Here is a 23,822-nt window from a genome sequence, read left to right as displayed (position 1 = left end):
ATGCTGCTGAAACTGCTGAACGATTTCGCGGAGTCGCGCAATTTATTGGACGATCTGGCGTTCTCGCCCAAGGCCGTACGCTGGATCATTTCCCTAGACGTCGACGGCAACCTGATTGGTGCTGGGCCAAGGGAAACTATTGGCGAGAAGAACCGGGGCAAGGAGTATTCCGCGCCGCAAACCAGCCGGGTGAAAAACGCTGGGGGCGTTGCGGAATTCTTGGCAGACAATCTGACCGGTTTATTCGGATTGGATACCGACCCCGAAAAGGACAAGGAGAACACCCAAAAGAGGCGGGAGCGCGATGCCAACAATCAAGCCAAATGTATGGATTTCTGGCGGCAAATCGTGAAAGCGTTCGATGCCACCCAATGCCCTGCATTACACGCATTACTGCGTTACCACGAAAAAACGCAAATCCCACCACCTTTTTTGCGCTGGGGAGTGGCCGCCGAGCAAAAGCCTAACGAAAAGCCCGCATGGTGGTTGACCACAGCCGTAGGCACGGAAACCAAGCTCGGGCTGGATAATTTTAGCTTCGAAGTCGAAGGTTTCGACGGGTTATTACTGAATGACGAAACCCAGTTGCGCCCCTATTGGCGCCGGGTCTACCAGAAGGAAATAGACGATCGGGACACGACCGCCAAACGGGGAACCTGCCTCATCACCGGCGATACCGATGTACCCATAGCCGCCACTCATAGCGAGAAAATTAAAGGGGTTCCTAATACCCAGTCCTTCGGGGCCGCGATCGTGTCTTTCGACAAGCCTGCGTTTACTTCTTACGGTTTCGATCAAAGTCAGAACGCGCCGAGTTCGACCAAGGCGGCCACGGCCTACTGTAACGCGCTCAACTATCTGTTGAAACAGGATGACCACTATCTCCGTATCGGCCAAACCAGCGTGTGTTTCTGGGCCAAGGAAACCCGCCAGGCTTCGACATTGATCGCGAAAATGTTCAACCGTCCTGATCCGGCCAGTATCAGAGGATTTCTTGCCGCGCCATGGGCAGGGATCGATAGGGAGTTGGTGAAGAGGGACCGGTTCTACAGCGTCACGCTTTCCGGTAACGCCGGGCGAATCGTCGTGCGTCACTGGCTGCACATCACTTTGGAACAAGCGATGGAAAACTTCCAGCGATGGTTCAAGGATCTTGAAGTCACGCCCTATGGCGATCCAAGCGTCTATGACAACGGCAAGCGCAAAACCAAGGATAAGGATTCGATGCCGCCTTTGGCTTTATTCCGTCTGGCTTGCAGCACCGTACGTGATCCCAAGGACTTGCAGTCCGAAACACTGACCCAACTTTACCGCGCTGCCCTGGAAGGCGCATCGCTTTCCTCCATGCTGCTGAAACCCATGTTGTACCGGCTACAAGTCGATCTGCCCAAGCATGGGTTGAGTGTACTGGCGAATCCTTCCCGGTTTGCCCTGATGCGTTTAATTGTCAACCGTAATCGAAAGGATGATGTGCCCATGATCGAACCCCAAATTTTCGAGACCAGCGATCCCGCCTACAACTGCGGCCGGCTGCTCGCCATTTTCGACAGTCTGCAGCGTTCGGCGCACGGCGCCGGATTCGATGGCGCCACGGTTTCCGAGCGTTACTTCGGTTCGGCTTCGACGACGCCGAACACCGCTTTCTCGCTGCTGTGGAAACTGCATACCCACCATCTTAAAAAACTGCGCCAGCAGGGGGAGAAGGGCAAGGCAGCCGCCAACAAGATCAAGAACACCATTACCGAGACCGTCGCCCTGTTTCAACCGGAAAATCCCGGCGAAGCTCCGCAATTCCCCCGGCATTTCAATCTGGTGGAACAAGGCCGCTTCGCGCTGGGCTTTTATCAGCAGATGGCGGTACGCAAAGCTGCCATCGACGAGTATGTTCGCCGGAAAAAGGCGGGGGAAATTCAGCCCGAGGACATTGACGACGAACTGGAATTGACCGCAAACCACGAATCCAGCCAACTTTAACAGCAAGGAGAGAAATATGAACAAGACCGCACTGACCAACCGTCACGACTTCCTGATTCTGTTCGAAGTCACCAACGGTAACCCCAACGGCGACCCGGACGCCGGCAACATGCCACGTTTTGATCCGAACACCAATAAGGGTTTGGTTTCTGATGTCTGCTTGAAGCGGAAAATCAGGAATTACATCGAACTATTCCCACCAGCGCGCACTTCGGCGGAAGAAAACGGCTTCAATATCCTGATCAAACAGGGGGCGGTGATCGAAACGGAGCAGAAAAAGGGGATTGAGGCAGCAAAGCAGTTACACAAGGAAAAGGACAAACAAGCCGAAGCTACCATGCGCTGGTTATGCCGGGAGTTCTTCGATGTCCGAACCTTCGGTGGCGTGCTATCCACGGGCGACGACGTGATGAAAGGTTCTGCTTGGGGCCAAGTCAGAGGACCTGCGCAATTCACCTTCGGGCAGTCCTTTCATCCAGTGAATCCACTGGAAATTACAATGACCGTTTGTGCGGCACGCCTCGAAGGTAAGCCAATCGAACAGCAGACCGGGATTCAGGGTCACAAATATATCGTCCCCTATGCCCTCTATGCCGCCAAAGGGTATGTTTCACCCGCCTTCGCCGAACGCACCGGCTTCACTCAAGCCGACCTGGATTTGCTGTTCGAAGCCCTGCTTCATATGTTCGAGCACGACCGTTCGGCGGCACGGGGCGAAATGGTCGTCCGGGGACTCTACGATTTCGAACATGTCGGCACTCAGCACGAAAACAATGCCGAGCAGAATCGGCGTGAAGCACGGCTGGGATGTGCCCATGCACACATGCTGTTCGACGGCATCAAAGTCGAACTCACCGACGAAGCAAGGAGCAAGGGGTTTCCCGAATCATTCGCTGACTATCGTGTGATCTGCGATTGGGATGACAAGCCACTGCCGGCAGGCGTTCGTTTACATAAACGGCACGAAATTTAAAGACCTGCGGCGATCTGATGCCCAGAAGTCAGAGGGGGAACTGCAAGGATCGTCGCCTTGACCCAGACTAAGATGAAATCGGAAAGCCTGCCGAAACCCATCTGGATACGCACGGACAAAGTTTTCACTTTGAATCTGGCACGGGTGGTCAAAAACGTCGGCGAAGCCAATGAAGACGTCATCCGGCAGGCGCGACAGGCAATCCGCGGCAAGATGGGCTGCCACCCGTCGGGCATTCATCGATAGCCGCGAATACGCCAAATCTGGAGAATGCATGCAACGGCCCAGCGATGACAGACTACAAATCCCCCTTTCGGCCCTCAATCAATATGCCTATTGTCCACGGCGCTGTTTTCTGATCCATGGCGAAGGTGAATTCCGGGACAACGTGCATACCGTCAGCGGCACCCTTGAACACGAGCAAGTCGACCGGCAAGCCGGTGAATCCAAAGCTGGGGTTAGGGTGGAATACGCCCTGCCAGTCTGGTCGGATGCACTCGGTTTGAGCGGCCGTTGCGACGTGGTGGAATTCCATCCGGACGGAGCCATTTATCCGGTCGAATACAAACATGGCAAACGCAAGCAATGGGATAACGACGACTTGCAACTGACGGCCCAAGCATTGTGCCTGGAGGAAATGACCGGCAAGCCAGTAACCACGGGCGCGATCTTCCACCAGCAGTCGAAGCGGCGACGGGAAGTAGCTTTCGACGACAATTTGCGTCGGGCCGTGAAATCCGCAGTCGTGGCGGTCCAAGCCTTGTTGTCCTCGGCAGCCTGCCCTCCGCCCTTGTGCGGCATTGATGCGCGGCGCTGCGGCGAGTGTTCCCTGCGGGGCATTTGCCAGCCAGAGTTGATTGGTTCAGACCGTGAGCTCGAACAGTTGTCACAGACTCTATTCGAACCGGAAGAGGAGCTTCCATGACGCTGCTGCAAAACACCCTCTACGTCACCACACCAGACGCCTATCTTCGCCTCGAAGGCGAAACGGTGTGCGTCATGGTGGAACAGCAGAGGCGCCTGCAAGTGCCGCTGCATCATCTGGGCGCGCTCGTCCTGTTCGATCACGTCATGCTCAGCCCCGCCCTGCTCGGGCGCTGCGCCGAGGACGGCCGGTCCGTGGTCTGGCTGAACCGCTCGGGCCGCTTCCAAGCCAGGCTCGAAGGGCCGGTGAACGGCAACATCCTGCTGCGGCAGGCGCAGTTCCGAACTGCCGAGGATGGCCGAGCCGCGCTCGTCCTCGCCCGCGCCACGGTCGCGGGAAAATTGCGCAACAGCCGGCAGGTGCTGATGCGGGGCGCGCGGGAAGCCAAGTCCGGCGCCGACCGCGACACTTTGGTGAAAGCCGCCCGCCTCCTGGCCATCCAGATTCGCAAGCTGCCCCAGGCGGAAACCCTCGATGCTTTGCGCGGCTTCGAAGGGGACGGAGCCCGGCTGTATTTCGAATCGCTGCCCGCCGTGATGCGCGAGCCCGTTCGGGAGCAGTTTCCCTTCGAAGCCCGCAGCCGGCGGCCACCTCGCGATGCCTTCAATGCGTTGATTTCCTTTCTGTATGCCCTGGTGCTGGCGGATTGCCGCGCCGCGCTGGAAACCGTTGGGCTCGATCCCCAGCTCGGCTTTCTCCACGCCGTGCGACCGGGCCGTCCGGCGTTGGCCCTCGACCTGCTCGAAGAATTTCGTGCCCCGCTGGCGGACCGCCTTGCCCTCACTCTCATCAACCGCGGCCAGATCCAGCCCGGCGATTTCGACTGCCGCGAAGGCGGCGCCGTCCTGCTGAACGACAAGGGACGGAAAACCGTGATCACCGCCTATCAGGAACGCAAACAGGAAACCCTGACTCATCCCCTGCTCCAGCAGGACACACCGATCGGCCTACTGCCGCACATCCAGGCCCGATTATTGGCGCGCTTCCTGCGGCAGGACGTTCGCGCCTACGTCCCTTATCTTCAGCGGTGAAGAAAACCCATGCTGGTACTCGTGTCCTATGACGTATCGACTGAAACTTCCGCAGGCCGGCGCCGGCTGCGACGGGTTGCGAAAATCTGCCTGAACCATGGACAACGCGTCCAAAAATCGGTTTTTGAATGCCGAGTCGACCAGGCCCAGCTCGAGACCCTCAAATTCCAGTTGCTCGACGAAATCAACGAGGCCGAAGACAACCTGAGGATCTACCGGATTCCCGAACCGCTGGGCAAACACGTGATGGAATTCGGCCGCTTCCGCGCCACCGACTTCGACGACACCCTCATCGTATGACCGCCGAATCGCGCGAACCTCGAGCGATGGGAAACACCCGGCAGGTTCGCGCACATGCCAACCCTCTGTTCTTTCTCACCTCTACCACCGCTTCCGCCCAACACAGCCAAGCATCTGACCGCTTTCTCCTGGACCTCGCGCTTTTTGCCAGAAAAATGACGATGTATCATGGAGTTGCCGAAAGGCTGTATCTCCCGGCTCAATAGCCGGGAGTGGATTGAAACATCGTGGACGGCACGGGCTACGGGTATACCTACAGTATCTCCCGGCTCAATAGCCGGGAGTGGATTGAAACCGGGAAATTCGCGGAACTCTATGCCGAACTGGGCGTATCTCCCGGCTCAATAGCCGGGAGTGGATTGAAACTCTATCGACCCTCGGCCGGAACGATGGCGATGGCGGGTATCTCCCGGCTCAATAGCCGGGAGTGGATTGAAACGAAGCGTTCAAGGCCAACCTGACCGACAGCGAATTTGGTATCTCCCGGCTCAATAGCCGGGAGTGGATTGAAACTACCGCCAGTACGCCCATGATCCCGCCTACTATCGTATCTCCCGGCTCAATAGCCGGGAGTGGATTGAAACACACCGATGCCCTCTTGCGCCATCTGTTCGCAGAAGTATCTCCCGGCTCAATAGCCGGGAGTGGATTGAAACAAACGACATCGCGGAGAACAAAGAATGAAGACAAGTATCTCCCGGCTCAATAGCCGGGAGTGGATTGAAACCCGCCATCACATGCAGCATGCGGCAGGAATCGATGTGTATCTCCCGGCTCAATAGCCGGGAGTGGATTGAAACTTCCGTGGCACCTTCGAACGCCTTCATCAGTGCGGTATCTCCCGGCTCAATAGCCGGGAGTGGATTGAAACGCCTGCAATGCGGACAATGAGTTTGGGCACCGTCGGTATCTCCCGGCTCAATAGCCGGGAGTGGATTGAAACGGACTATGCCAAGCGCGACCAGGACGGATTTGCCGGTATCTCCCGGCTCAATAGCCGGGAGTGGATTGAAACTCCACCTGGTAGAGCTGGCCGGGCCTCCTCGATCGGTATCTCCCGGCTCAATAGCCGGGAGTGGATTGAAACTTGTTCATCTGCGTTCATATGGATGACGTGATCGGGTATCTCCCGGCTCAATAGCCGGGAGTGGATTGAAACACAACCCAATCCGATTCCGCCGTGGGATTTTCGCGTATCTCCCGGCTCAATAGCCGGGAGTGGATTGAAACCTCGATGAGGCAGAAGCGAGGATAAACGGTGCGCGGTATCTCCCGGCTCAATAGCCGGGAGTGGATTGAAACGGTCAGGATGTGGAACAGCCCTCCCAGGCTGAACGGTATCTCCCGGCTCAATAGCCGGGAGTGGATTGAAACAATCCGATACTCGCACCAGGCGCCATGCTTGGAGGTATCTCCCGGCTCAATAGCCGGGAGTGGATTGAAACGGCGTCCAGCAGGGCTTCGCGCTCGTTGTAGGCGGTATCTCCCGGCTCAATAGCCGGGAGTGGATTGAAACCTGAAGTTCGGGCAGCCATGCGATGGCGAATCATCCGTATCTCCCGGCTCAATAGCCGGGAGTGGATTGAAACCGCTAAAACGTGCCCGACGTATCTCTCAGACATGGTATCTCCCGGCTCAATAGCCGGGAGTGGATTGAAACGGTCAGGATGTGGAACAGCCCTCCCAGGCTGAACGGTATCTCCCGGCTCAATAGCCGGGAGTGGATTGAAACAATCCGATACTCGCACCAGGCGCCATGCTTGGAGGTATCTCCCGGCTCAATAGCCGGGAGTGGATTGAAACGGCGTCCAGCAGGGCTTCGCGCTCGTTGTAGGCGGTATCTCCCGGCTCAATAGCCGGGAGTGGATTGAAACCTGAAGTTCGGGCAGCCATGCGATGGCGAATCATCCGTATCTCCCGGCTCAATAGCCGGGAGTGGATTGAAACCGCTAAAACGTGCCCGACGTATCTCTCAGACATGGTATCTCCCGGCTCAATAGCCGGGAGTGGATTGAAACAACGGTACGCCCTTCTCGGAGTTCCAGTTCCGAGGGTATCTCCCGGCTCAATAGCCGGGAGTGGATTGAAACTGAAGATGCTCTCCCAGTACGCTCGGCGCGTGTCGGTATCTCCCGGCTCAATAGCCGGGAGTGGATTGAAACGTAGTACTTGATGATCCTGCGTTCGAGCTGAGGAGTATCTCCCGGCTCAATAGCCGGGAGTGGATTGAAACTGTGCGTAATTTGGTCGATAAAACGTTCGTGTCGACGTATCTCCCGGCTCAATAGCCGGGAGTGGATTGAAACGTAAAAATGGCTGTTATTAGATCGTTGCGTGAATGTATCTCCCGGCTCAATAGCCGGGAGTGGATTGAAACGTAAAAATGGCTGTTATTAGATCGTTGCGTGAATGTATCTCCCGGCTCAATAGCCGGGAGTGGATTGAAACAACCGTTTCAGGTGGTTGTAAATGGCGATGCACATGTATCTCCCGGCTCAATAGCCGGGAGTGGATTGAAACATGCTAAAGAGTAGGCGTTTCAGCATGATGCTGCCCGTATCTCCCGGCTCAATAGCCGGGAGTGGATTGAAACGGGGAAAGATAAGTCGCCGTATAAAAAGTTGGACGTATCTCCCGGCTCAATAGCCGGGAGTGGATTGAAACGGTTGATTGATTGCCCGCCGGATCAATGTAAAGCTGTATCTCCCGGCTCAATAGCCGGGAGTGGATTGAAACGACACAGCGACCGGAGAAGGCGACGGCGAAGGTGCGTATCTCCCGGCTCAATAGCCGGGAGTGGATTGAAACTTGAAATAGTATAAATAGGACACGTACCGCCATCGTATCTCCCGGCTCAATAGCCGGGAGTGGATTGAAACTTGCGTGAGCCGGGCAAGTACCTGGCTGGTTCCTGTATCTCCCGGCTCAATAGCCGGGAGTGGATTGAAACACTGGTATGGTACTGGTAACACGTGTCCTGTGGGTGTATCTCCCGGCTCAATAGCCGGGAGTGGATTGAAACGGTTGATTGATTGCCCGCCGGATCAATGTAAAGCGTATCTCCCGGCTCAATAGCCGGGAGTGGATTGAAACAACGGCGTATAGTCAGTAGCCGCGAAAACATCAGTAGCGTATCTCCCGGCTCAATAGCCGGGAGTGGATTGAAACGGCTCATGGGGCTGATGCTCAACCTGGTGGCGGTGGGTATCTCCCGGCTCAATAGCCGGGAGTGGATTGAAACTTTACTACCTTCATTTCCATATCAACCCCAAGACGTATCTCCCGGCTCAATAGCCGGGAGTGGATTGAAACACTATCGATGCTACTGCCGAGCAGGCCGATAGGCTGTATCTCCCGGCTCAATAGCCGGGAGTGGATTGAAACCGCCAAAAACGGGACGTCGACCGGCTCGTCGTCGTATCTCCCGGCTCAATAGCCGGGAGTGGATTGAAACGAGCGGCGGCGCATCAGGCTGGCAGATCAACAAGGGTATCTCCCGGCTCAATAGCCGGGAGTGGATTGAAACCGAGGTTGCGCTCGACGTCAACGGCACCATCAACGTATCTCCCGGCTCAATAGCCGGGAGTGGATTGAAACACCTATACCGATAACACCGGAGCCACCCAGAGCGGTATCTCCCGGCTCAATAGCCGGGAGTGGATTGAAACGCGGGAAAATTGATTGCCGAAACGGCGATCAAAGGTATCTCCCGGCTCAATAGCCGGGAGTGGATTGAAACATCAATGACCGCGCCCCGCGGCTGGTATGGACGAGTATCTCCCGGCTCAATAGCCGGGAGTGGATTGAAACCTGATGGTTCGCTTGCCTATCCGGACCCGGGATGGGAGTATCTCCCGGCTCAATAGCCGGGAGCGGATAGAAACCGGCAACACGGGTTAGCTACCAACATAAATGAGGGTATCTTCAGTCTCAACAACCCAAATCAAGTCCCATCATCATTTAGTCTTAATGAACGTTGCGCTGAGCAATTCGCTGCCGGTGGCATCTTTCAATATCACGACGTCGCCAGGCCTCACGTCGGGTATCGTCTGCTCGGCGACTTCGGTCGCCGTATCCGGATCACATACACCGGACTTGATCTGCAGTATTCCGCGCCGATAGATTTCCTTGGCGGCGAAAACCGCCTGTTTCTTCTTGACCCGTTTGACGTCGAGGTCGCATTCGGCAAACGCGGTTCCATCGGAGTGCCGGAATTCCAGCAGGAAGTCATGGCGATTCTTCGCATCATCGGCTGTCGCGAGGCTCAAAGCCCCGTTCGGTATTTTGACGGTGAGGGAAGCCTCGATCTGGTCCTTCTTGGCGGACCACCAGGTTCGCTTCACCGTCAGCACGGCGCCATCCTGCTTCTGTTTGGCCAGGGTCACCAAGGGCTGGGCTTGCGGCTGGGGCGTCGGCGTCGCCACGGGAGTCGTGGCACGGGCGACGGCGTCGTAAGCCAGGAATTCTGCTTGCAATGTGCCTACCACGGCCAACAACGCAGCCGCGCCGCTCAGGGGCATCCACAAGCGCCTGATATGCATTGATCGTGACATCGAACGACCTCTTAAATCGTGGTTTTATGCAAATTCCGTCAGCGGGCTCTGGAATCCCGGCTCACGGTTGCCGCCAGCCATGAACCGATACACAGGCCCAGGCTGCGAGAAAAGCCATGCCGCCGAAGGGCGTAATCATGCCCAGCCAGCGGATGCCGGAGACAGCCAGCAGGTACAGGCTGCCGGAGAACAGGACGATACCCGCGAGCATCAGCCATGCCGCCCAGGCCAACGGCCGGGATGGGGGAGCCTGACGCCTCAAGAGGGTGACCAAGCCCAACCCCAGCGCATGCCAGACATGGTACTGCACGCCGGTCTGGTAGACCGCCAGCATCTCCGGGGCGATGACGGCCTTGAGGCCATGGGCGCCGAAGGCTCCCATCGCGACGCCGGTAAAACCGGCGATACCCGTCGCCACGAGCCAGCCGTTTGTTCCGCTCTTTTTCATTACATCTCCTATGGTTCTGGGCGTAACCTTGGCGGCAATTGCGCCCTGCCGCAAAATGGTTCAGGCTACTCACCCTCAAATTCCGCGCCCCGCTTTTTCCGTGCCTTGAATACCATGAACAGACACCTCGTTTCCGGATTTCTCGCCGCCTTTTTCGCCGCCACGGTCTCAGCCAACCCCGCGCCGGACTGCCGGCTGAGCCGGTACCAGGACGGAGCACCCCTGAATATCGCCGGTTTCAAGGGCAAAGTGGCCTATGTCGACTTCTGGGCCTCCTGGTGCGGCCCCTGTCTGCAGTCGTTCCCGTTCATGGCCGAAACCTACAAGGATTTCAAGCCGAAAGGCTTCGAGCTGATCGCGGTCAACCTCGACGAGGAGCGGGAGGGCGCGGATGCTTTCCTGGCGAAACAGCCTGTCGACTTCACCATCGCGTCCGACCCGGAGGGCGATTGTCCCAGACAGTTCGACGTCCAGGCGATGCCATCATCGTTCCTCATCGACCGGAAGGGCAACATCCGCCATGTCCACTTGGGGTTCCGGGAAAAGGACAAGGCGGAAATCCGCGCCCAGATCGAAGCGCTGCTCAACGAGCCGTGACCGCTCTCCTCAGGATACGACAACGAAGCCCTTGCCGAGTTCGACGGCAAGGGTGGGACACCTGGATGAAACGGGTGATGCTTTTGTCCTGCCACCTCGCCTTCCTGTCCGGCTGCCTACAGACGGTCGCCCCCTGGGAGCGCGGCACGCTCGCCAAACCGCAGATGGCGCTGGTGCCGGACGTCCAGCATTCGGCGCTCATGCTGCATACCTACAGTTCCAAGGAGACCTCGTCGGGTGGCTACGGCGTGGGCGGTGGGGGCTGTGGCTGCAACTGACCGGCTGGCGGCCTTCACGGCGGCGGCCCTGGCCCTGCCGGGCATGGCGGCCGCGCAAGGGATGGAGCTCACCCCGGAAGCCCTGGCGATCGACGGCAGCTATTCGAATTACCAGGAAAGCAACGGGCGGATGTCGGTGCAGGCGTTCCAGAACGACGCGGCGCTCCGGCTGGGCGAAGACGTCCATTTCCGGGTGAACAGTACGCTGGACTTCATCGGCGGCGGCTCGAATCCGATGAACCTGAACCAGATCGGAGGCGCCTCCCCCACTTTCTACTGGGGGCGGAACAACGACTACGGCAGAAAATACGGCGAACTGGAGCTGTCGCAGGCCACCCAGGGCCCGCAGCAGGGCCGGCAGGGCGGGATCCACGACCAGCGTCTGGCCATCGACGGCGCCCTGAGTGTGGCGCTGGACGACCTGACGCTGGGCGTCGCCGGTGGCAACTCCACGGAGTGGGACTACCTCTCCAACTTCTTCAACCTGGACGCGCGCTGGGACCTCAACCGGAAGGCGACGACCCTCGCCGCCGGCTTCGGCTATGCCTCCGACACCGTCTGGGCGGACGGCGGCCACCAGGGCCGCATTCACCAGCAATACACCGACGGCACGGTGATCGGCGGCGACAAGAACACCTACCAGGGGCTGCTGGGCCTGACCCAGGTGCTGGACAAGAACTCGCTGATCCAGGTCAATCTGACCGTCAGCAACAGTTCCGGCTTTTTGTCCGATCCGTACAAGTCGGCCTGGGTGAACAACGTTCCCGCGGCCCGCTCGTCCTCCACCCGCTCCGCATCGGCGCAAAACGCTCCGGACATGTCGACGCGCAGCGGGGCCAGCGGCGGAAACCCTGAGCCGTCGCCGACGCCAGGTCCCTCGCCCGACCAGCCGGTCGAGGTTCCCGAAACACCGGTCAACACTTTTTGCCGGCAGAGCGTGCCCTTTTCCTTCCAGGCCAACCTCTGCGCCGACACCCGCCCCGGATCGCGCATCCAGTCCGCGGTGCTGCTGCGCTATGTGCGGAACATTCCGGAGCTGGATGCGGCCGCGCTGCACCTGGATTACCGCTTCTATTCGGACAACTGGAACATCGACTCGCACACCTTCGAAGCCGGCTGGCTGCAGCCGCTGCCCTACGAGACGATGCTGACGTTCCGCCTCAGGTATTACACCCAGCGCTCTTCGTACTTCTATCAAACCGTCTACGACAACCCGACCGCCGACGGCCTGTATTCCTCCGACTATCGGCTCGCCAGCTTCGGCGCGGTCGGCGGCGGGCTCCAGTTGAACAAGACCTTCTTCGGGATGCTGCAGATCGGCGGCGGGGTGGACCTGTACCAGCGCACCCAGGGCATGGGATTCATGGGCGGCACCGGCAGCCACGTGGACAATTTCAGCTTCGCCCTGTATTCGGTCAACCTGAGCCTGAAGTTCTGACGAGCCGTTGGACCTGCATCCCTTCCGCTTCCCGTTCCGGGCGATGGGTTCGCCCTGCCATCTGATCCTCTACGCCGCAAGCGAAACCGAGGCGCAGTCCGTGGCAAGGGAAGTGATCGAGGATGTGCAAGCCCTGGAAGCCCGCTACTCGCGCTACCGGCCGGACAGCCTGCTGTCCAGGGTCAATCGCCTAGCCGGCCGGAAAGGCGGGGTGGCTGTCGATGAAGAATTGGCGGCCCTGCTCGACTATGCCCGGACCTGCTACGAACAGAGCGACGGGCTATTCGACGTGACCTCCGGCATCCTGCGCCAAGCCTGGAATTTCTCGAGCGACCGGCTGCCCGAGCAGCGCGACATCGATGCCCTGCTGGAACGGGTCGGCTGGGACAAGCTCAGGTGGGAACGGCCGGTGCTGAAATTCGAGGTGCCCGGCATGGAGTTGGATTTCGGCGGCATCGGCAAGGAATACGCGGCCGACCGGGCGTCGACGCGCTGCCTCGAACGCGGCATCACGGCCGGCGTGGTCAATTTCGGCGGCGACCTGCGGGTGATCGGCCCGCACCCGGACGGCGCGGCCTGGGAGGTCGGCATCAACCACCCGCGCGAACCCGGAAAGCTCCTTGCCACCCTCAGCGTCCGCTCCGGCGCGGTGACCACCAGCGGCGACTACGAGCGCTGCATCGTCGTGGACGGCAAACGCTACGGCCATATCCTCAACCCCAGGACCGGCTGGCCGGTCGAAGGATTGGCCTCGGTGAGCGTGGCCGCCCCGCACGCCCTCGTCGCCGGCAGCGCCTGCACCATCGCCATGCTGAAGGCAGCCGACGGCCCCGAATGGCTGCGGACCCTGGGGCTGCCGGCGTTGTGGATGGATGGGGAGGGTCGCGTTGGCCAACTGGCAGCGAACGCAAGACAGGCTGGGTTTGAAAAGTGAGTCAAAGATTGCTGTCATGCCGCACTCATTCCCGCCGGAAACCACCGCCGTTCTGTACCGGGTCTGTGCCCTCCCCAAACCCGCCCTCCCTGACCGTCGGTTCCGGCTGCCAAGCCTCAGGTGGGGGAGCGGGTGGCCTCTGCCGATGCAGGATCGGCGTCTGAAGTAGAATACGTCCCTTCAGAACTGGCGGACTCCCCCACCTCATGTGCGAATTACTGGGCATGAATTGCAACGTGCCGACGGACATCTGCTTCTCGTTCCGCGGCTTCACCCTGCGCGGCGGGCGCACCGGCCATCATACCGACGGCTTCGGCATCGCCTTCTTCGAGGAGCGGGGCTGCCGGGTGTTCCTGGACTACGAGCCCTCCGCCGGATCGCCGATCGCCGAGCTGATCCGGAACTATCCGATCAAATCGACCAACGTCATCGCCCACATCCGCAAGGCCACGGTCGGCGAGACCACGCTCGCCAACTGCCACCCGTTCCAACGGGAGATGTGGGGGCGGAACTGGATCTTCGCGCACAACGGCAACCTGGAAAATCTGCCTCCCTTGCGCCAGCGCTACTACCGCCCGGTCGGCACCACCGACAGCGAGCACGCCTTCTGCCTGATCCTGGAAACCCTACGCGAACGTTATCCCGAGCCGCCCGGCAGCACCGATCTGGTCCGCACGATCGTGGAGGTGACGCGCGAAATCGCCGGACACGGCACCTTCAACTACATCCTGTCCGACGGCGAGCTGATGCTCGTCCATTGCGCCAGCCAGCTGCACTACATCGTCAGGCAGGCGCCGTTCAGCCATGCCCATTTGGTCGACGACGACCTCACGGTCGATTTCGCCGATCTCACCACCCCGGACGACCGGGTATCGGTCATCGCGACCCAACCACTGACCGACAACGAAACCTGGACCGCCATGGCGCCGGGCGAATTGATCGTGTTCAAGGACGGGGCGCCGGTGGCTTTTCCGACCCGAGACCTCGAATGACCCATCGCATCCACATCGTCGGCTGCTCGCCCCGCAGCGGCACGACCCTGCTCAACGAACTCATGGTGACCTGCTTCGAGATCGGCGGCTATGCCGAGCACGAGCAGAGCATCTACAAGCCGTACGACTACAGCGACGAGATCCTGCTGACCAAGTATCCGCTGCAGACCACCGTGATCGCCCCGTTCCTGGCGGTCGACCCTGCCCTGTGGGTGATCTACCTGCTGCGCGATCCGCGCGACGCCGTCTCCAGCCGCAGCCACCGCAAGGACACCCGGCGCTACTGGAGCAACCTCGGCCTCTGGCGCGAACTCCATGGCGCGGGAACCCGGCTTATGCGCCATCCCCGCTTCCTCACCGTGCGTTACGAGGATCTGGTGTCCGATCCGGACGCGGTGCAGCGGAGCCTGATGGAACGCATGCCGTTCCTGCGCCTGCGCCATCCCTTCAGCGAATTCCATCGCCATGCCCGGCCCTCCCAGGATTCGCTCGATGCCTTAGGGAGTCTGCGGCCGATCGATCCCGGCAGCGTCGGCAATTGGCGCCAGCACAAGCCGCATCTGGCGGCGCAGATGGCGAAGTACGGCGACATTTCCGATCTTCTGATCGAACTCGGCTACGAAAAGGATAAGGCTTGGCTGGCCGAGCTGGAAGGCGTGACGCCCGACGACAGCGGCGCCCTGGTGCTGCCGGCGCGCCCCTGGTATTGGCATCTGGGCAAGCGGCTGGACCTTTACTGGCGCGCGGCGGTCTATTGGCTCACCCGACAGCCGGCTCTGACCCGGCCGCTCTACAAACTGCGCACCCGCCGCCGGCAACGGAAGTCCTCTCGATGAACGACACGCCTTTGATCTATGTCGCCCGCTGCCGTTTGCACCGCAACGGCGCCAACCTGATCCAGGCGCTGCATGTGGTCGAAAGCTTCGACCGGATTGGCGTGCCGACCCGGCTGTACCTGCCGCCGGCCAAAGGCGTCGAGGTGACGGCGCGCCTGCGCGACTTCGGGATCGACGAAGAGATCGACCTGAGGCTGGACCCCTGGCTGCACACCCGCTTCGGCCTATGGCCGTTCTTCGTCCGCCGTCTGGGCGAACTGCGCAGGGCCCGCGGCATCTTTACCCACAACCTGATCGTCAGCCGCTGGCTGGCGCGGTTCGGGCTGCGCCACGTACTGGAAATCCACGACGCCGACCGCGATCTGATCCAGGGCGGCTGGATGGATCACGTGGTGGGCTGCCACCGCAGCCGGATCATCGACTGGCTGGTGCCGGTCAGCCGCGCCGCCGCCAAGGTACTGATAGAATCCGGCGCCGATCCGGAACGCGTGCTGGTCGCACCCAACGCGGTCGACTTGAAAGCCTATGCCAGACTGCCGAAATTCGACCCGGCCCGGCTCGATCACCCGACTTTCGTCTATCTGGGAACGCTGGCCGCGGATCGCGGACTGCCTATCTTCGACGCCCTGGCGCGGCGCGGCATCGGCAAAGCCATGCTGATCGGCGAGGTCGAACCGGGCTCCGATTTCGCCGTGCCGGACAGCGTGGAATCCCACCCCTTCGTGCCGCACCACGAGGTGCCGGGCTGGTACGGCCGCACCGACATCACCCTGCTGCCTTACCCACCGCAGCTCGCCACCGCCGATTCCATGAGCCCGATGAAGCTGTTCGAGGCGCTGGCGGCGGGAAGGCCCATCATCGCCAGCGACCTGCCGGTACTGCGGGAACTGTTGGAACACGAGAAGACCGCCCTGATGGTCGACCCGGAAGACGTGGAAGCCTGGATCGCCGCCGTCCGGCGGCTGCAGACCGACCGCGACTTGGCCGTCCGGCTCGCCCATGCCGCCGCGGAACACGCTCGCGATTTTTCCTGGGAGAAACGGGAAGAAAACATCGCTCGGGTCTGCGGCTGGCTGTGACGGCCGGTCAGGGAAAGAACGTTTGCAGATGCAGCCGAATACTGTTGTCCAGGGTATACCCCTGCACGGCCTGCCGAAGCATGTCAGGCGGCAAAGGACGAGCGAGCGTCGCCGCCATCGCCTCGGCCATCGCTTCCGCGTCGCGCAGCGGCACCAGCGGGCCGAACCGCCCGCCCCGCAGAATCTCCCTAGGTCCGCTACGGCAGTCGGTGGCGACCACCGGCGTACCGACCGCCATCGCCTCGATGAGCACGTTCGGGCAGCCCTCCCATAGCGAGGACAGCACGAACAGCCCGGCCCGCGCCATGTAGGCGTAAGGGTTGGACACGAAACCCGGCAACTCGAAATCCGCCTCGACCCCCAGTTCCCCGGCTTGGGCCTCCAGGCGCTCCTTCTGACGCCCCTGGCCGAGGATCATCAGCCGGCAAGGGCGGTTGCGCCGCAGCAAGGCGAAGGCCTTGAGCAGCGTCCCGAAATCCTTGGCCCGCCCCAAACGGCCTGCGCCGAGAATCACCGGCGGCTCGCCAGGCGCGAACCAGGGATGCTCGATGGGCTCCAGGGCCGCCGCCAGCAGCTCGGGCGTTAGGGTGGGATTCGGCAGCACAGCGATCTCGTCGCGGGGCAGGTCCAGAAACGCCACCAGATCGTCCGCCACCCCTTCGGAATTGCAGATCACGCCGTCGCAATGGGTGTAGATCTGCCGGAGTTTGCGGCGGTATAGCGCCCGGTTCAGCCGGAACCGGTACTGGTTCGCCAGCCGCACCGACAGCGTCGTGACCATACGCAGGAAGAAACGCACCCGCGCATCCTTGAGTTCGTCGCGCACGGCCACGGCGATGCCGTCGTCGCGCTCTTCGGTCGTCAGGACGACATCCGGCCAATGCGCCCGAATGAAGGCCAGCAGCTCGCGCGCCAAGCCCCTGTCGCTCCGGCTCGGCAGCACCACCTGGCGCACCTGCGGATACAACTGTTCCATGAACAGCTCGTTCGGACGGTTCACCAGGACGCTGACTTCCATGCCGGCCCGGACGAAGCCATTGGCGAGATTGACGATGTCGCGCGCGACGCCCCCTTCGCCGAAGCTCGGACCGAACAGGACGATGTGGCGGGATCCGCTGGCAAGCGTCTGCATGAGGGCAATCCGCTCAGCCTTCAGCGGAAGGCGCGGATGATCTCCGGCAACGCCGGCAGGGCCTCCATGCCCGCGTAAACCGCCAGCGCCAGAAACAGAACGCCGCTGAGCCGGTGCAGCCAGACCAGCGGGATCTTCTGGAAGACGGTGCGCCCGGCCCAGATCCCCAGCACGGAAGTGAGGACCAGGGCGAGCGAAGCCCCGGTCCACACCGCGGAAGGCGAGACCGAAGTGCCCAGCCCGGCCACGGCCAGCTGGGTCTTGTCGCCGAACTCGGCGAACACGATCATCAGGAAGGTCGTGACGAAGACGCCGTGTCCGGGCTTTTCCTCGACCGATTCATCCGCCGCTTCTTCCCGCGCCAGCACCGATTTCAGGCCGAAGCCCAGGAACAGGAGGGCCACCACCCCGGCCACGACGGGCCGCGGAACCCAGTGGACCAGGGCCGCGCCGAACAGCACCGCCGCCAGGTTGAGCAGCCCGAAGGCGGCCGTTGCGCCCAGCAGCACCGGCAGGCCGCGGTGGCGTGCCGCCAGCGTCATGCAGACCAACTGGCTCTTGTCGCCGATCTCGGCGGCGGCGATCAGGGCGAAAGTGGTGGCGGAGGCCGTGGCCCATGCCAGGGCACCGGACGGCAGCGAAGGTGAGTTCGCCCACTCGGGCAGGCTCCAGGACCAGAAACAGGACATGTCAACTGAACAGGTTATCCAGGATCATCATGACGATGAAGCCGATCATGACGGCGAAGGTCGCCGCGCGCATCTTGCCGCGGGACTGGGTCTCGGGAATGATGTCGTCGCTGATTACGAACAGCATCGCCCCGGCGGCGAACGCCATGCCTAGCGGCAGCAGCGGGAAAAAGGCCGAGACCATGCCCAGTCCCACGGCCCCGCCGATCGGCTCCACCAGCCCGGTCAGCGTCGCGATCAGCACGGCCTGCCTGCGGTCGTATCCCATGCCGACCAGGGGCATGGCGACCGCCAGCCCTTCGGGAATGTTCTGCAGACCGACGGCGATCGCCAGGGTGGCGCCGTTGTGCCAGTCGCCGCCGCCGAAGCTGACGCCGACCGCCATGCCTTCGGGAAAGTTGTGCAAGGTGATGGCGACGATGAAAAGCCAGATCTTCCGGAGCGAACCGATCAATTCGCCCTTCTCCGCCAGAAAGCGCTCATAGGGCAGCAGGCGGTCCGCCGCCTCCAGAAACAGGGCGCCGATCATCATGCCGAGCGCCACCGCGAAGATGCCTTTTCCGGGCCAGATCTGGTTGCCGTACTGGATGCCCGGGACGATCAGGGAAAACGCCGTCGCCGCCAGCATGACGCCGGCAGCCCCGCCCAGCATGATGTAGAGGGTGCGGTGGGAAAAGTCGCGGACGAACAGCGCGGGCAACGCCCCCGCCCCGGTCGCAAGTCCCGCCAGGATGCTGGCGAGAATCCCGGCGGCGATCACCGGACTGACGTAGATGTAGACCAAGGCCAGAGCCAGGGTAAGCGAGATGACCGTCGAAGCGACCGCGACCAACCGCTGCATCAGCGGCGGCAGGGCGAGGTACCGCTGCGTCAGGGGCCAAGTACCGATCCGCTCACTCAGTTGCTTGAAAACAGTCGCCGCCATGCTCGCTCCCGCCCGATGCCGAAAAATGTTTGACGCCGAACCACGGTCCCGACGGACCCTGCCCCGGTTTCCCGCGGATTATACCTTCATGCCAGGATGCTCAACCGGCTTGTGCGTTTTCTGGGTAGAATGACGGGCATTGGTTCGATCCTTCCGCCCTCCATGCATATACTCCTGAGCAACGACGACGGCTATGCCGCTCCCGGTCTCCGCGCGCTGGCAGCCGCCCTTTCCCCGCTGGCGAAGATCACGGTCGTCGCGCCGGAACGCAACCGCAGCGGCGCCAGCAACTCCCTGACCCTGGAGCGCCCCTTGCGCGCCTCGCGCGCCGAGAACGGCTTCATCCGGGTCGACGGCACCCCCACGGACTGCGTGCACCTGGCCATCACCGGGCTGCTGGACAGCGAGCCGGACATGGTGTTCGCCGGCATCAATCACGGCGCCAATCTGGGCGACGACGTCATTTACTCCGGCACTGTCGCAGCGGCCACCGAAGGCCGCTTCCTCGGACTGCCGGCCGTGGCGATCTCGCTGGCCGCCCACAATCCGGAGCACTTCGAGACGGCGGCCCAGGTAGCCGTCGAACTCTTGCGGCGCATCCGCGAAAAGCCGCTGCCGGCGGACACCATACTGAACGTCAACGTCCCCGACATCCCCCTGGAGGAGCTTCGCGGCTACCAGGCCACGCGGCTGGGCGCCCGCCACAAGGCGGAAGCGGTCATCCGCAGCCGCGACCCCCGTGGGAGGGAGATTTTCTGGGTGGGCTGCGCCGGTCCCGAGGCCGACGCCGGGCCCGGCACCGACTTCCACGCCATCCGCGAGAAATGCGTGTCGGTCACGCCACTGCAGATCGACCTCACCCGCTACGAGCGACTCAGCCAACTGGGGACTTGGCTGCCCGGCGGAGTCGCCGCATGAATGTCCGTCTGCGGGGCATCGGCATGACATCGCCGCGCACCCGCGAGCGCATGGTCAACCGGCTGCAGGAACTGGGCATTCGCCACGAGCGGGTGCTGGATGCCATGCTGAACGTCCCCCGCCACATCTTCGTCGAAGAAGCCTTCGCCAGCCGGGCCTACGAGGACATGGCCCTGCCGATCGGATTCGGCCAGACCATCTCGCAGCCCTACACGGTCGCCCGCATGACCGAATTGCTGGTCGAGGCCGGCCCGCTGCGGCGCGTGCTGGAAGTGGGGACCGGCTCCGGCTACCAGACCGCCGTCCTGGCCCGGCTGGTCGGCACCGTCTATTCGGTGGAGCGCATCCAGGCCCTGCAGGAACGGGCCATCCGCAGTCTGGCCGACCTGAAGCTTGGAAACGTGCGGCTGAAACACGGCGACGGCTCCCTGGGCTGGCGCGAATGCGGGCCATTCGACGGCGTCATCGTGACCGCCGCCCCGATCCGCCTGCCAGACGCGCTGCTGGACCAGCTCAACCCCGGCGGCGTGCTGGTCGCCCCCGTCGGAGCAGGCCGGGAGCAGATGCTGCAACGCATCGTCCGTACCGACTCGGGCTTTGCCGCGCAGTCCGTGGAACCGGCCGTGTTCGTTCCGCTACTGCCCGGCACGGCGTGACGGCATGGCCGGCCCCTACCTCGACACACTCTTTCAGCCCCGCGCCGTCGCCGTGTTCGGCGCCAGCGAGCGCCCTGATTCGGTGGGATTCCGTATCTTCGGCAATCTGCTCGAAGGCGGTTTCCGCGGCCCGGTCTATCCCGTCAATCCCAAGCACGAACAGATCCTGGGCCAGCGCTGCTACAAGTCGCTGAGCGAAGTCGAAGGCGCCGTCGACTTGGCCCTGATCGCCACGCCGGCGCCGACCGTGCCGGCCATTTTCAGGGACTGCGGCGAGCAGAACGTCCGGGCCGCGATCGTGTTCTCCGCCGGTTTCGGGGACGGCGACAGCCAGGGCCGCCGCCTATCCCAGTCGCTTCTCGCGGAAGCCAGAAATCATGGCATAAGGCTGCTCGGGCCGAACTGCCTGGGGCTGATGCGGCCCAGCCTGAATCTCAACGCCACCTTCAGCAATAATGTGGCCCTGCCGGGTGGGCTCGCCCTGGTGTCCCAGTCCGGTGCGCTATGCACGGCGATCGTCGATTGGGCCAGCGCCCACCGCATCGGGTTTTCCGTGGTCGCGTCCATCGGTTCGGCTTACGACCTCGATTTCGGCGACATCCTGGATTATTTGGCACTGGATCAGGAGACCCGCAGTATCTTGCTGTATGTGGAAGGCATCCGCGACGCCCGCCGCTTCATGAGCGGATTGCGGGCGGCGGCGCGACTCAAGCCCGTCATCGTCATCAAGGCCGGCCGCTACGCCGAAGGCTCGCGCGCGGCGGTCTCCCACACCGGCGCCCTGGTGGGCGCCGACGACGTATTCGACGCCGCCCTGAAACGCGCCGGCGTGGTCCGTGCCAAGACGATCGAGCAGTTGTTCGCCGCCGCCCAGTTGCTCGCAGGCGCCCACCCCGTCCAGGGGGAGCGTCTGGCCATCGTCACCAATGCCGGAGGCCCCGGCGTGATGGCGACCGACGCCGCGGTCGAACGGCGGCTACGCCTGGCGGAACTGTCCCAGAGCACGCTGCAGCGCCTCGACCAGGCCCTGCCGGCGTTCTGGTCTCACGGCAATCCGATCGACATTCTCGGCGACGCCACGCCGGAGCGCTATGCCTCGGCGGTCGAAGCCTGCCTGGGTGATCCCGGGGTGGACGGCCTGCTGGTGATGCTCACGCCGCAGGCCATGACCGATCCCACCGGAGCGGCCCAGCGAACCATCGCGGCGATCGGCGATTCGAAAAAGCCGGTGCTGGCCTGTTGGCTCGGCGAAACCCAGGTCCGGGAGGGCCGGGCGCTGTTCACCGAACATGGCATCCCCTCCTTCCCCAACCCCGAAAGCGCCACCGAAGCCTTCGGCTTCCTCGCCGAACACCATCGCAACCAGCACATGCTGCTGCAGGCACCCGGCCCCCTGGCCGAACTCGAACCGCCCGACGTCGCCGGTGCCCACCTGATCGTCGAAGGCGCGCTGGGGGACAAGCGCAGCCTGCTTTCCCCGCTGGAAACGCGCGCCATCCTCGGCGCTTTCCGCATCCCCATGCTGCCGGCCCTTTCCGCCCATTCCCCCAACGAAGCCCTGGCGGCGGCGGAGTGCCTGGGATTTCCGGTCGCCCTGAAGGTGCTGTCGCCGGACATCACCCACAAGTCCGACGTGGACGGGGTGATGCTCAACGTGACGCATGCCGAATCGGTGCGGCAGGCCTACAACGCACTGCTGGCGCGGGTCGGCCTGCGCAAGCCGGATGCCCGCCTCGACGGGGTGTCGGTGGAAAAAATGTACACGGGGCGGAACGGGCGTGAACTGCTGGTGGGCGTGATCGACGATCCGGTTTTCGGGCCGGTGATCGGCTTCGGCGCAGGCGGCACGGCGGTGGAGATCAACCGCGACCGGGCGATCGGCCTGCCGCCGATCAACGCCCCTATCGCCCGCACGCTGATCGGCCAGACCCGCATCTCCGCCGCCCTCGGGCCTTTTCGCAACCTGCCGCCGGTCCGTATGGAAGCGCTGGTCCAGATTCTGCAGCGGGTGTCGGAAATGGTGTGCGAGCTGCCGCAGATCCGCGAAATGGACATCAATCCGCTGGTGGCCGACGAAACCGGGGTTTATGCGCTGGACGCCCGCATCGTCGTGCGCCACCCGCCGCCCGGACGCAGGCGCTACGATCACATGGCGATCCATCCCTATCCCGCGCAGTGGGTCAGCCGGCTCCAGCTCCATGATGGCACCTCCGTCACCATCCGCCCGATTCGGCCCGAGGACGCGGCGATGGAGCAGGAATTCGTCCGTGGCCTGTCGGAGGAGGCCAAGTATTTCCGCTTCATGCAGTCGGTCCAGGAATTGAGCCCGGACATGCTGGTACGCCTGACCCAGCTCGATTACCACCGGGAATTGGCCCTGATCGCGACCGTCGAGGCGGAAGGGCGGGAGACCGAAGTGGCGGTCGCGCGCTTTTTCAGCGATCCGGGGGGAGAAACCGCCGAATTCGCCATCGTCGTCGCCGACGCCTGGCAGCGCCGCGGCATCGGCGCGCGCCTCATGGCCATGCTGGCCGATGCCGCGCGCGAAATGGGGATTCAAAAATTGCAGGGTGAAGTTCTGGCCGGCAACGGCAAGATGCTGCGGTTCATGGAAGCGCTCGGATTCTCGGCGAACCCTGCGGCGGACGATGCTTCCGTCGTGCAAGTGCACCGGACCCTGTAAGGCCCATGAGCCATTCTCAGCCCAACCGTGTTTCCGAACTCATCCCGCGCAAAGCTCTGGGCGCCTGTCTGGTACGCCTCGAAAACCACCGGAAACTGTTGGAAACGATACGGCGGGGGCTGCCCCCGCCATTGGCCACCCATTGCCTGGACTGCGTGGCCAGCGACGGCACCCTGGTGCTTTATGCCGAGTCGGCGGCCTGGGCTTCGCAGCTGCGCTTCTACCTGCCTCGGATCATCGAAGAACTGGCGAAGGAAGGCCAGGGCCGGTTCCGCCAAGGCAAGGTCAAGACCCTGCCCCTGGCCTTGGCGGCCCCACGTGCCGCACCGCCGCGGCCAGGCCCGAACCGGCCCGTTCCGGCAACGATCGCTGCGCTCGAAGCGGCGGCGCGGGCAAGCGAAGGCGAAATCGGCGCCGCCCTGGTTCGTTTGTGCGGCACCCTGCGCCGCTTGCCGCGCTGA

Annotated in this window: 22 protein-coding genes and 1 CRISPR repeat array; of the genes, 17 read left to right on the top strand and 5 right to left on the bottom strand. The window is 62.3% G+C overall.

Features of this window, described 5'->3' with window-relative positions:
* Genes cas8c through cas2 form a run of 6 tightly spaced genes read left to right on the top strand, consistent with a single transcriptional unit; the run spans position 1 to position 5,203 of the window.
* Positions 1-1,974: a type I-C CRISPR-associated protein Cas8c/Csd1 gene (cas8c, locus tag GNH96_RS05935; protein WP_169602833.1), complete on the top strand. Its 1,974-nt coding sequence runs from the start codon at positions 1-3 to the stop codon at positions 1,972-1,974.
* 16 nt (positions 1,975-1,990) lie between these two features.
* The gene (gene cas7c, locus GNH96_RS05930) at positions 1,991-2,947 is read left to right on the top strand and encodes a type I-C CRISPR-associated protein Cas7/Csd2 (protein ID WP_169602832.1); all 957 of its coding nucleotides are present in this window, start codon (positions 1,991-1,993) and stop codon (positions 2,945-2,947) included.
* A 57-nt stretch (positions 2,948-3,004) separates the two neighbouring features.
* Entirely contained in the window at positions 3,005-3,193 is a 189-nt protein-coding gene (locus tag GNH96_RS05925) for a type II toxin-antitoxin system PemK/MazF family toxin (protein ID WP_169602831.1), read from the top strand.
* A gap of 28 nt (positions 3,194-3,221) precedes the next feature.
* Positions 3,222-3,872, top strand: coding sequence for a CRISPR-associated protein Cas4 (cas4, locus tag GNH96_RS05920; protein ID WP_169602830.1), 651 nt, complete (start codon positions 3,222-3,224; stop codon positions 3,870-3,872).
* Positions 3,869-4,903 (top strand): type I-C CRISPR-associated endonuclease Cas1c, encoded by a 1,035-nt coding sequence (cas1c, locus tag GNH96_RS05915; protein ID WP_169602829.1) that lies wholly within the window; start codon positions 3,869-3,871, stop codon positions 4,901-4,903. Before cas4 ends, cas1c begins: the two co-directional genes overlap by 4 nt.
* A gap of 9 nt (positions 4,904-4,912) precedes the next feature.
* Positions 4,913-5,203 carry a CRISPR-associated endonuclease Cas2 gene (cas2, locus tag GNH96_RS05910; RefSeq protein ID WP_169602828.1) on the top strand — a complete coding sequence of 97 codons (291 nt, stop codon included), beginning with the start codon at positions 4,913-4,915 and terminating at the stop codon, positions 5,201-5,203.
* Between the two features lie 187 nt (positions 5,204-5,390).
* A CRISPR array of direct repeats spans positions 5,391-9,087; the repeat unit is 37 nt; unit sequence GTATCTCCCGGCTCAATAGCCGGGAGTGGATTGAAAC.
* Between the two features lie 72 nt (positions 9,088-9,159).
* Here the strand turns inward: cas2 and GNH96_RS05905 are convergent.
* Both GNH96_RS05905 and GNH96_RS05900 read right to left on the bottom strand, forming a co-directional pair.
* The gene (locus GNH96_RS05905; protein ID WP_228720035.1) at positions 9,160-9,723 is read right to left on the bottom strand and encodes a hypothetical protein; all 564 of its coding nucleotides are present in this window, start codon (positions 9,721-9,723) and stop codon (positions 9,160-9,162) included.
* A 94-nt stretch (positions 9,724-9,817) separates the two neighbouring features.
* The gene (locus GNH96_RS05900) at positions 9,818-10,204 is read right to left on the bottom strand and encodes a DUF423 domain-containing protein (RefSeq protein WP_169602826.1); all 387 of its coding nucleotides are present in this window, start codon (positions 10,202-10,204) and stop codon (positions 9,818-9,820) included.
* Between the two features lie 114 nt (positions 10,205-10,318).
* On the opposite strand from GNH96_RS05900, the gene GNH96_RS05895 reads away from it, so the two are divergent.
* The 7 genes from GNH96_RS05895 (at position 10,319) to GNH96_RS05865 (ending at position 16,358) form a co-directional block, all read left to right on the top strand.
* The gene (locus tag GNH96_RS05895) at positions 10,319-10,801 is read left to right on the top strand and encodes a TlpA family protein disulfide reductase (RefSeq protein WP_169602825.1); all 483 of its coding nucleotides are present in this window, start codon (positions 10,319-10,321) and stop codon (positions 10,799-10,801) included.
* A gap of 65 nt (positions 10,802-10,866) precedes the next feature.
* Entirely contained in the window at positions 10,867-11,079 is a 213-nt protein-coding gene (locus GNH96_RS05890; protein WP_169602824.1) for a DUF4266 domain-containing protein, read from the top strand.
* On the top strand, positions 11,066-12,517 hold the full coding sequence (locus GNH96_RS05885) for a DUF3570 domain-containing protein (RefSeq protein WP_169602823.1): 1,452 nt from the start codon (positions 11,066-11,068) through the stop codon (positions 12,515-12,517). Before GNH96_RS05890 ends, GNH96_RS05885 begins: the two co-directional genes overlap by 14 nt.
* A gap of 7 nt (positions 12,518-12,524) precedes the next feature.
* Complete coding sequence (locus GNH96_RS05880) at positions 12,525-13,451, top strand: FAD:protein FMN transferase (protein WP_169602822.1); 927 nt, start codon at positions 12,525-12,527, stop codon at positions 13,449-13,451.
* A gap of 206 nt (positions 13,452-13,657) precedes the next feature.
* Entirely contained in the window at positions 13,658-14,443 is a 786-nt protein-coding gene (locus tag GNH96_RS05875; RefSeq protein ID WP_169602821.1) for a class II glutamine amidotransferase, read from the top strand.
* Complete coding sequence (locus tag GNH96_RS05870; RefSeq protein WP_169602820.1) at positions 14,440-15,279, top strand: sulfotransferase family protein; 840 nt, start codon at positions 14,440-14,442, stop codon at positions 15,277-15,279. The genes GNH96_RS05875 and GNH96_RS05870 overlap by 4 nt, the downstream gene beginning before the upstream one ends.
* Positions 15,276-16,358 (top strand): glycosyltransferase family 4 protein, encoded by a 1,083-nt coding sequence (locus GNH96_RS05865; RefSeq protein WP_169602819.1) that lies wholly within the window; start codon positions 15,276-15,278, stop codon positions 16,356-16,358. The genes GNH96_RS05870 and GNH96_RS05865 overlap by 4 nt, the downstream gene beginning before the upstream one ends.
* Before the next feature lie 7 nt (positions 16,359-16,365).
* Here the strand turns inward: GNH96_RS05865 and GNH96_RS05860 are convergent, their stop codons facing one another.
* The 3 genes from GNH96_RS05860 to GNH96_RS05850 are packed head-to-tail and all read right to left on the bottom strand — an operon-like array spanning position 16,366 to position 19,104.
* Entirely contained in the window at positions 16,366-17,490 is a 1,125-nt protein-coding gene (locus tag GNH96_RS05860; RefSeq protein WP_169602818.1) for a glycosyltransferase, read from the bottom strand.
* A gap of 20 nt (positions 17,491-17,510) precedes the next feature.
* Positions 17,511-18,179 (bottom strand): TMEM165/GDT1 family protein, encoded by a 669-nt coding sequence (locus tag GNH96_RS05855; protein WP_169602817.1) that lies wholly within the window; start codon positions 18,177-18,179, stop codon positions 17,511-17,513.
* Between the two features lies 1 nt (position 18,180).
* On the bottom strand, positions 18,181-19,104 hold the full coding sequence (locus tag GNH96_RS05850; RefSeq protein WP_228720034.1) for a ZIP family metal transporter: 924 nt from the start codon (positions 19,102-19,104) through the stop codon (positions 18,181-18,183).
* 162 nt (positions 19,105-19,266) lie between these two features.
* Here GNH96_RS05850 and surE point away from each other — a divergent pair, with 162 nt between their 5' ends.
* From surE to GNH96_RS05830, 4 genes are read left to right on the top strand one after another with little or no spacing between them, the layout of a single operon-like run.
* Positions 19,267-20,022 (top strand): 5'/3'-nucleotidase SurE, encoded by a 756-nt coding sequence (surE, locus tag GNH96_RS05845; RefSeq protein WP_169602816.1) that lies wholly within the window; start codon positions 19,267-19,269, stop codon positions 20,020-20,022.
* On the top strand, positions 20,019-20,678 hold the full coding sequence (locus GNH96_RS05840) for a protein-L-isoaspartate(D-aspartate) O-methyltransferase (protein WP_169602815.1): 660 nt from the start codon (positions 20,019-20,021) through the stop codon (positions 20,676-20,678). Before surE ends, GNH96_RS05840 begins: the two co-directional genes overlap by 4 nt.
* A gap of 4 nt (positions 20,679-20,682) precedes the next feature.
* Complete coding sequence (locus tag GNH96_RS05835) at positions 20,683-23,361, top strand: bifunctional acetate--CoA ligase family protein/GNAT family N-acetyltransferase (protein ID WP_169602814.1); 2,679 nt, start codon at positions 20,683-20,685, stop codon at positions 23,359-23,361.
* A 5-nt stretch (positions 23,362-23,366) separates the two neighbouring features.
* Positions 23,367-23,822 carry a DUF721 domain-containing protein gene (locus GNH96_RS05830; protein ID WP_169602813.1) on the top strand — a complete coding sequence of 152 codons (456 nt, stop codon included), beginning with the start codon at positions 23,367-23,369 and terminating at the stop codon, positions 23,820-23,822.

This window comes from Methylococcus geothermalis (genome assembly GCF_012769535.1).
GTDB classification, from domain to species: domain Bacteria; phylum Pseudomonadota; class Gammaproteobacteria; order Methylococcales; family Methylococcaceae; genus Methylococcus; species Methylococcus geothermalis.
This window is presented reverse-complemented; position numbering and strand designations above follow the sequence as displayed.

Coding starts and splice junctions, on each gene's coding strand:
- GNH96_RS05860 (WP_169602818.1), bottom strand. CDS start 17,490: ATGCAGACGCTTGCCAGCGGATCCCGCCACATCGTCCTGTTCGGTCCG.
- cas8c (WP_169602833.1), top strand. CDS start 1: ATGCTGCTGAAACTGCTGAACGATTTCGCGGAGTCGCGCAATTTATTG.
- GNH96_RS05840 (WP_169602815.1), top strand. CDS start 20,019: ATGAATGTCCGTCTGCGGGGCATCGGCATGACATCGCCGCGCACCCGC.
- cas2 (WP_169602828.1), top strand. CDS start 4,913: ATGCTGGTACTCGTGTCCTATGACGTATCGACTGAAACTTCCGCAGGC.
- GNH96_RS05865 (WP_169602819.1), top strand. CDS start 15,276: ATGAACGACACGCCTTTGATCTATGTCGCCCGCTGCCGTTTGCACCGC.
- GNH96_RS05890 (WP_169602824.1), top strand. CDS start 10,867: ATGAAACGGGTGATGCTTTTGTCCTGCCACCTCGCCTTCCTGTCCGGC.
- surE (WP_169602816.1), top strand. CDS start 19,267: ATGCATATACTCCTGAGCAACGACGACGGCTATGCCGCTCCCGGTCTC.
- cas1c (WP_169602829.1), top strand. CDS start 3,869: ATGACGCTGCTGCAAAACACCCTCTACGTCACCACACCAGACGCCTAT.
- GNH96_RS05835 (WP_169602814.1), top strand. CDS start 20,683: ATGGCCGGCCCCTACCTCGACACACTCTTTCAGCCCCGCGCCGTCGCC.
- GNH96_RS05895 (WP_169602825.1), top strand. CDS start 10,319: ATGAACAGACACCTCGTTTCCGGATTTCTCGCCGCCTTTTTCGCCGCC.
- GNH96_RS05870 (WP_169602820.1), top strand. CDS start 14,440: ATGACCCATCGCATCCACATCGTCGGCTGCTCGCCCCGCAGCGGCACG.
- cas7c (WP_169602832.1), top strand. CDS start 1,991: ATGAACAAGACCGCACTGACCAACCGTCACGACTTCCTGATTCTGTTC.
- GNH96_RS05830 (WP_169602813.1), top strand. CDS start 23,367: ATGAGCCATTCTCAGCCCAACCGTGTTTCCGAACTCATCCCGCGCAAA.
- GNH96_RS05875 (WP_169602821.1), top strand. CDS start 13,658: ATGTGCGAATTACTGGGCATGAATTGCAACGTGCCGACGGACATCTGC.
- GNH96_RS05905 (WP_228720035.1), bottom strand. CDS start 9,723: ATGCCCCTGAGCGGCGCGGCTGCGTTGTTGGCCGTGGTAGGCACATTG.
- cas4 (WP_169602830.1), top strand. CDS start 3,222: ATGCAACGGCCCAGCGATGACAGACTACAAATCCCCCTTTCGGCCCTC.
- GNH96_RS05900 (WP_169602826.1), bottom strand. CDS start 10,204: ATGAAAAAGAGCGGAACAAACGGCTGGCTCGTGGCGACGGGTATCGCC.
- GNH96_RS05850 (WP_228720034.1), bottom strand. CDS start 19,104: ATGGCGGCGACTGTTTTCAAGCAACTGAGTGAGCGGATCGGTACTTGG.
- GNH96_RS05855 (WP_169602817.1), bottom strand. CDS start 18,179: ATGTCCTGTTTCTGGTCCTGGAGCCTGCCCGAGTGGGCGAACTCACCT.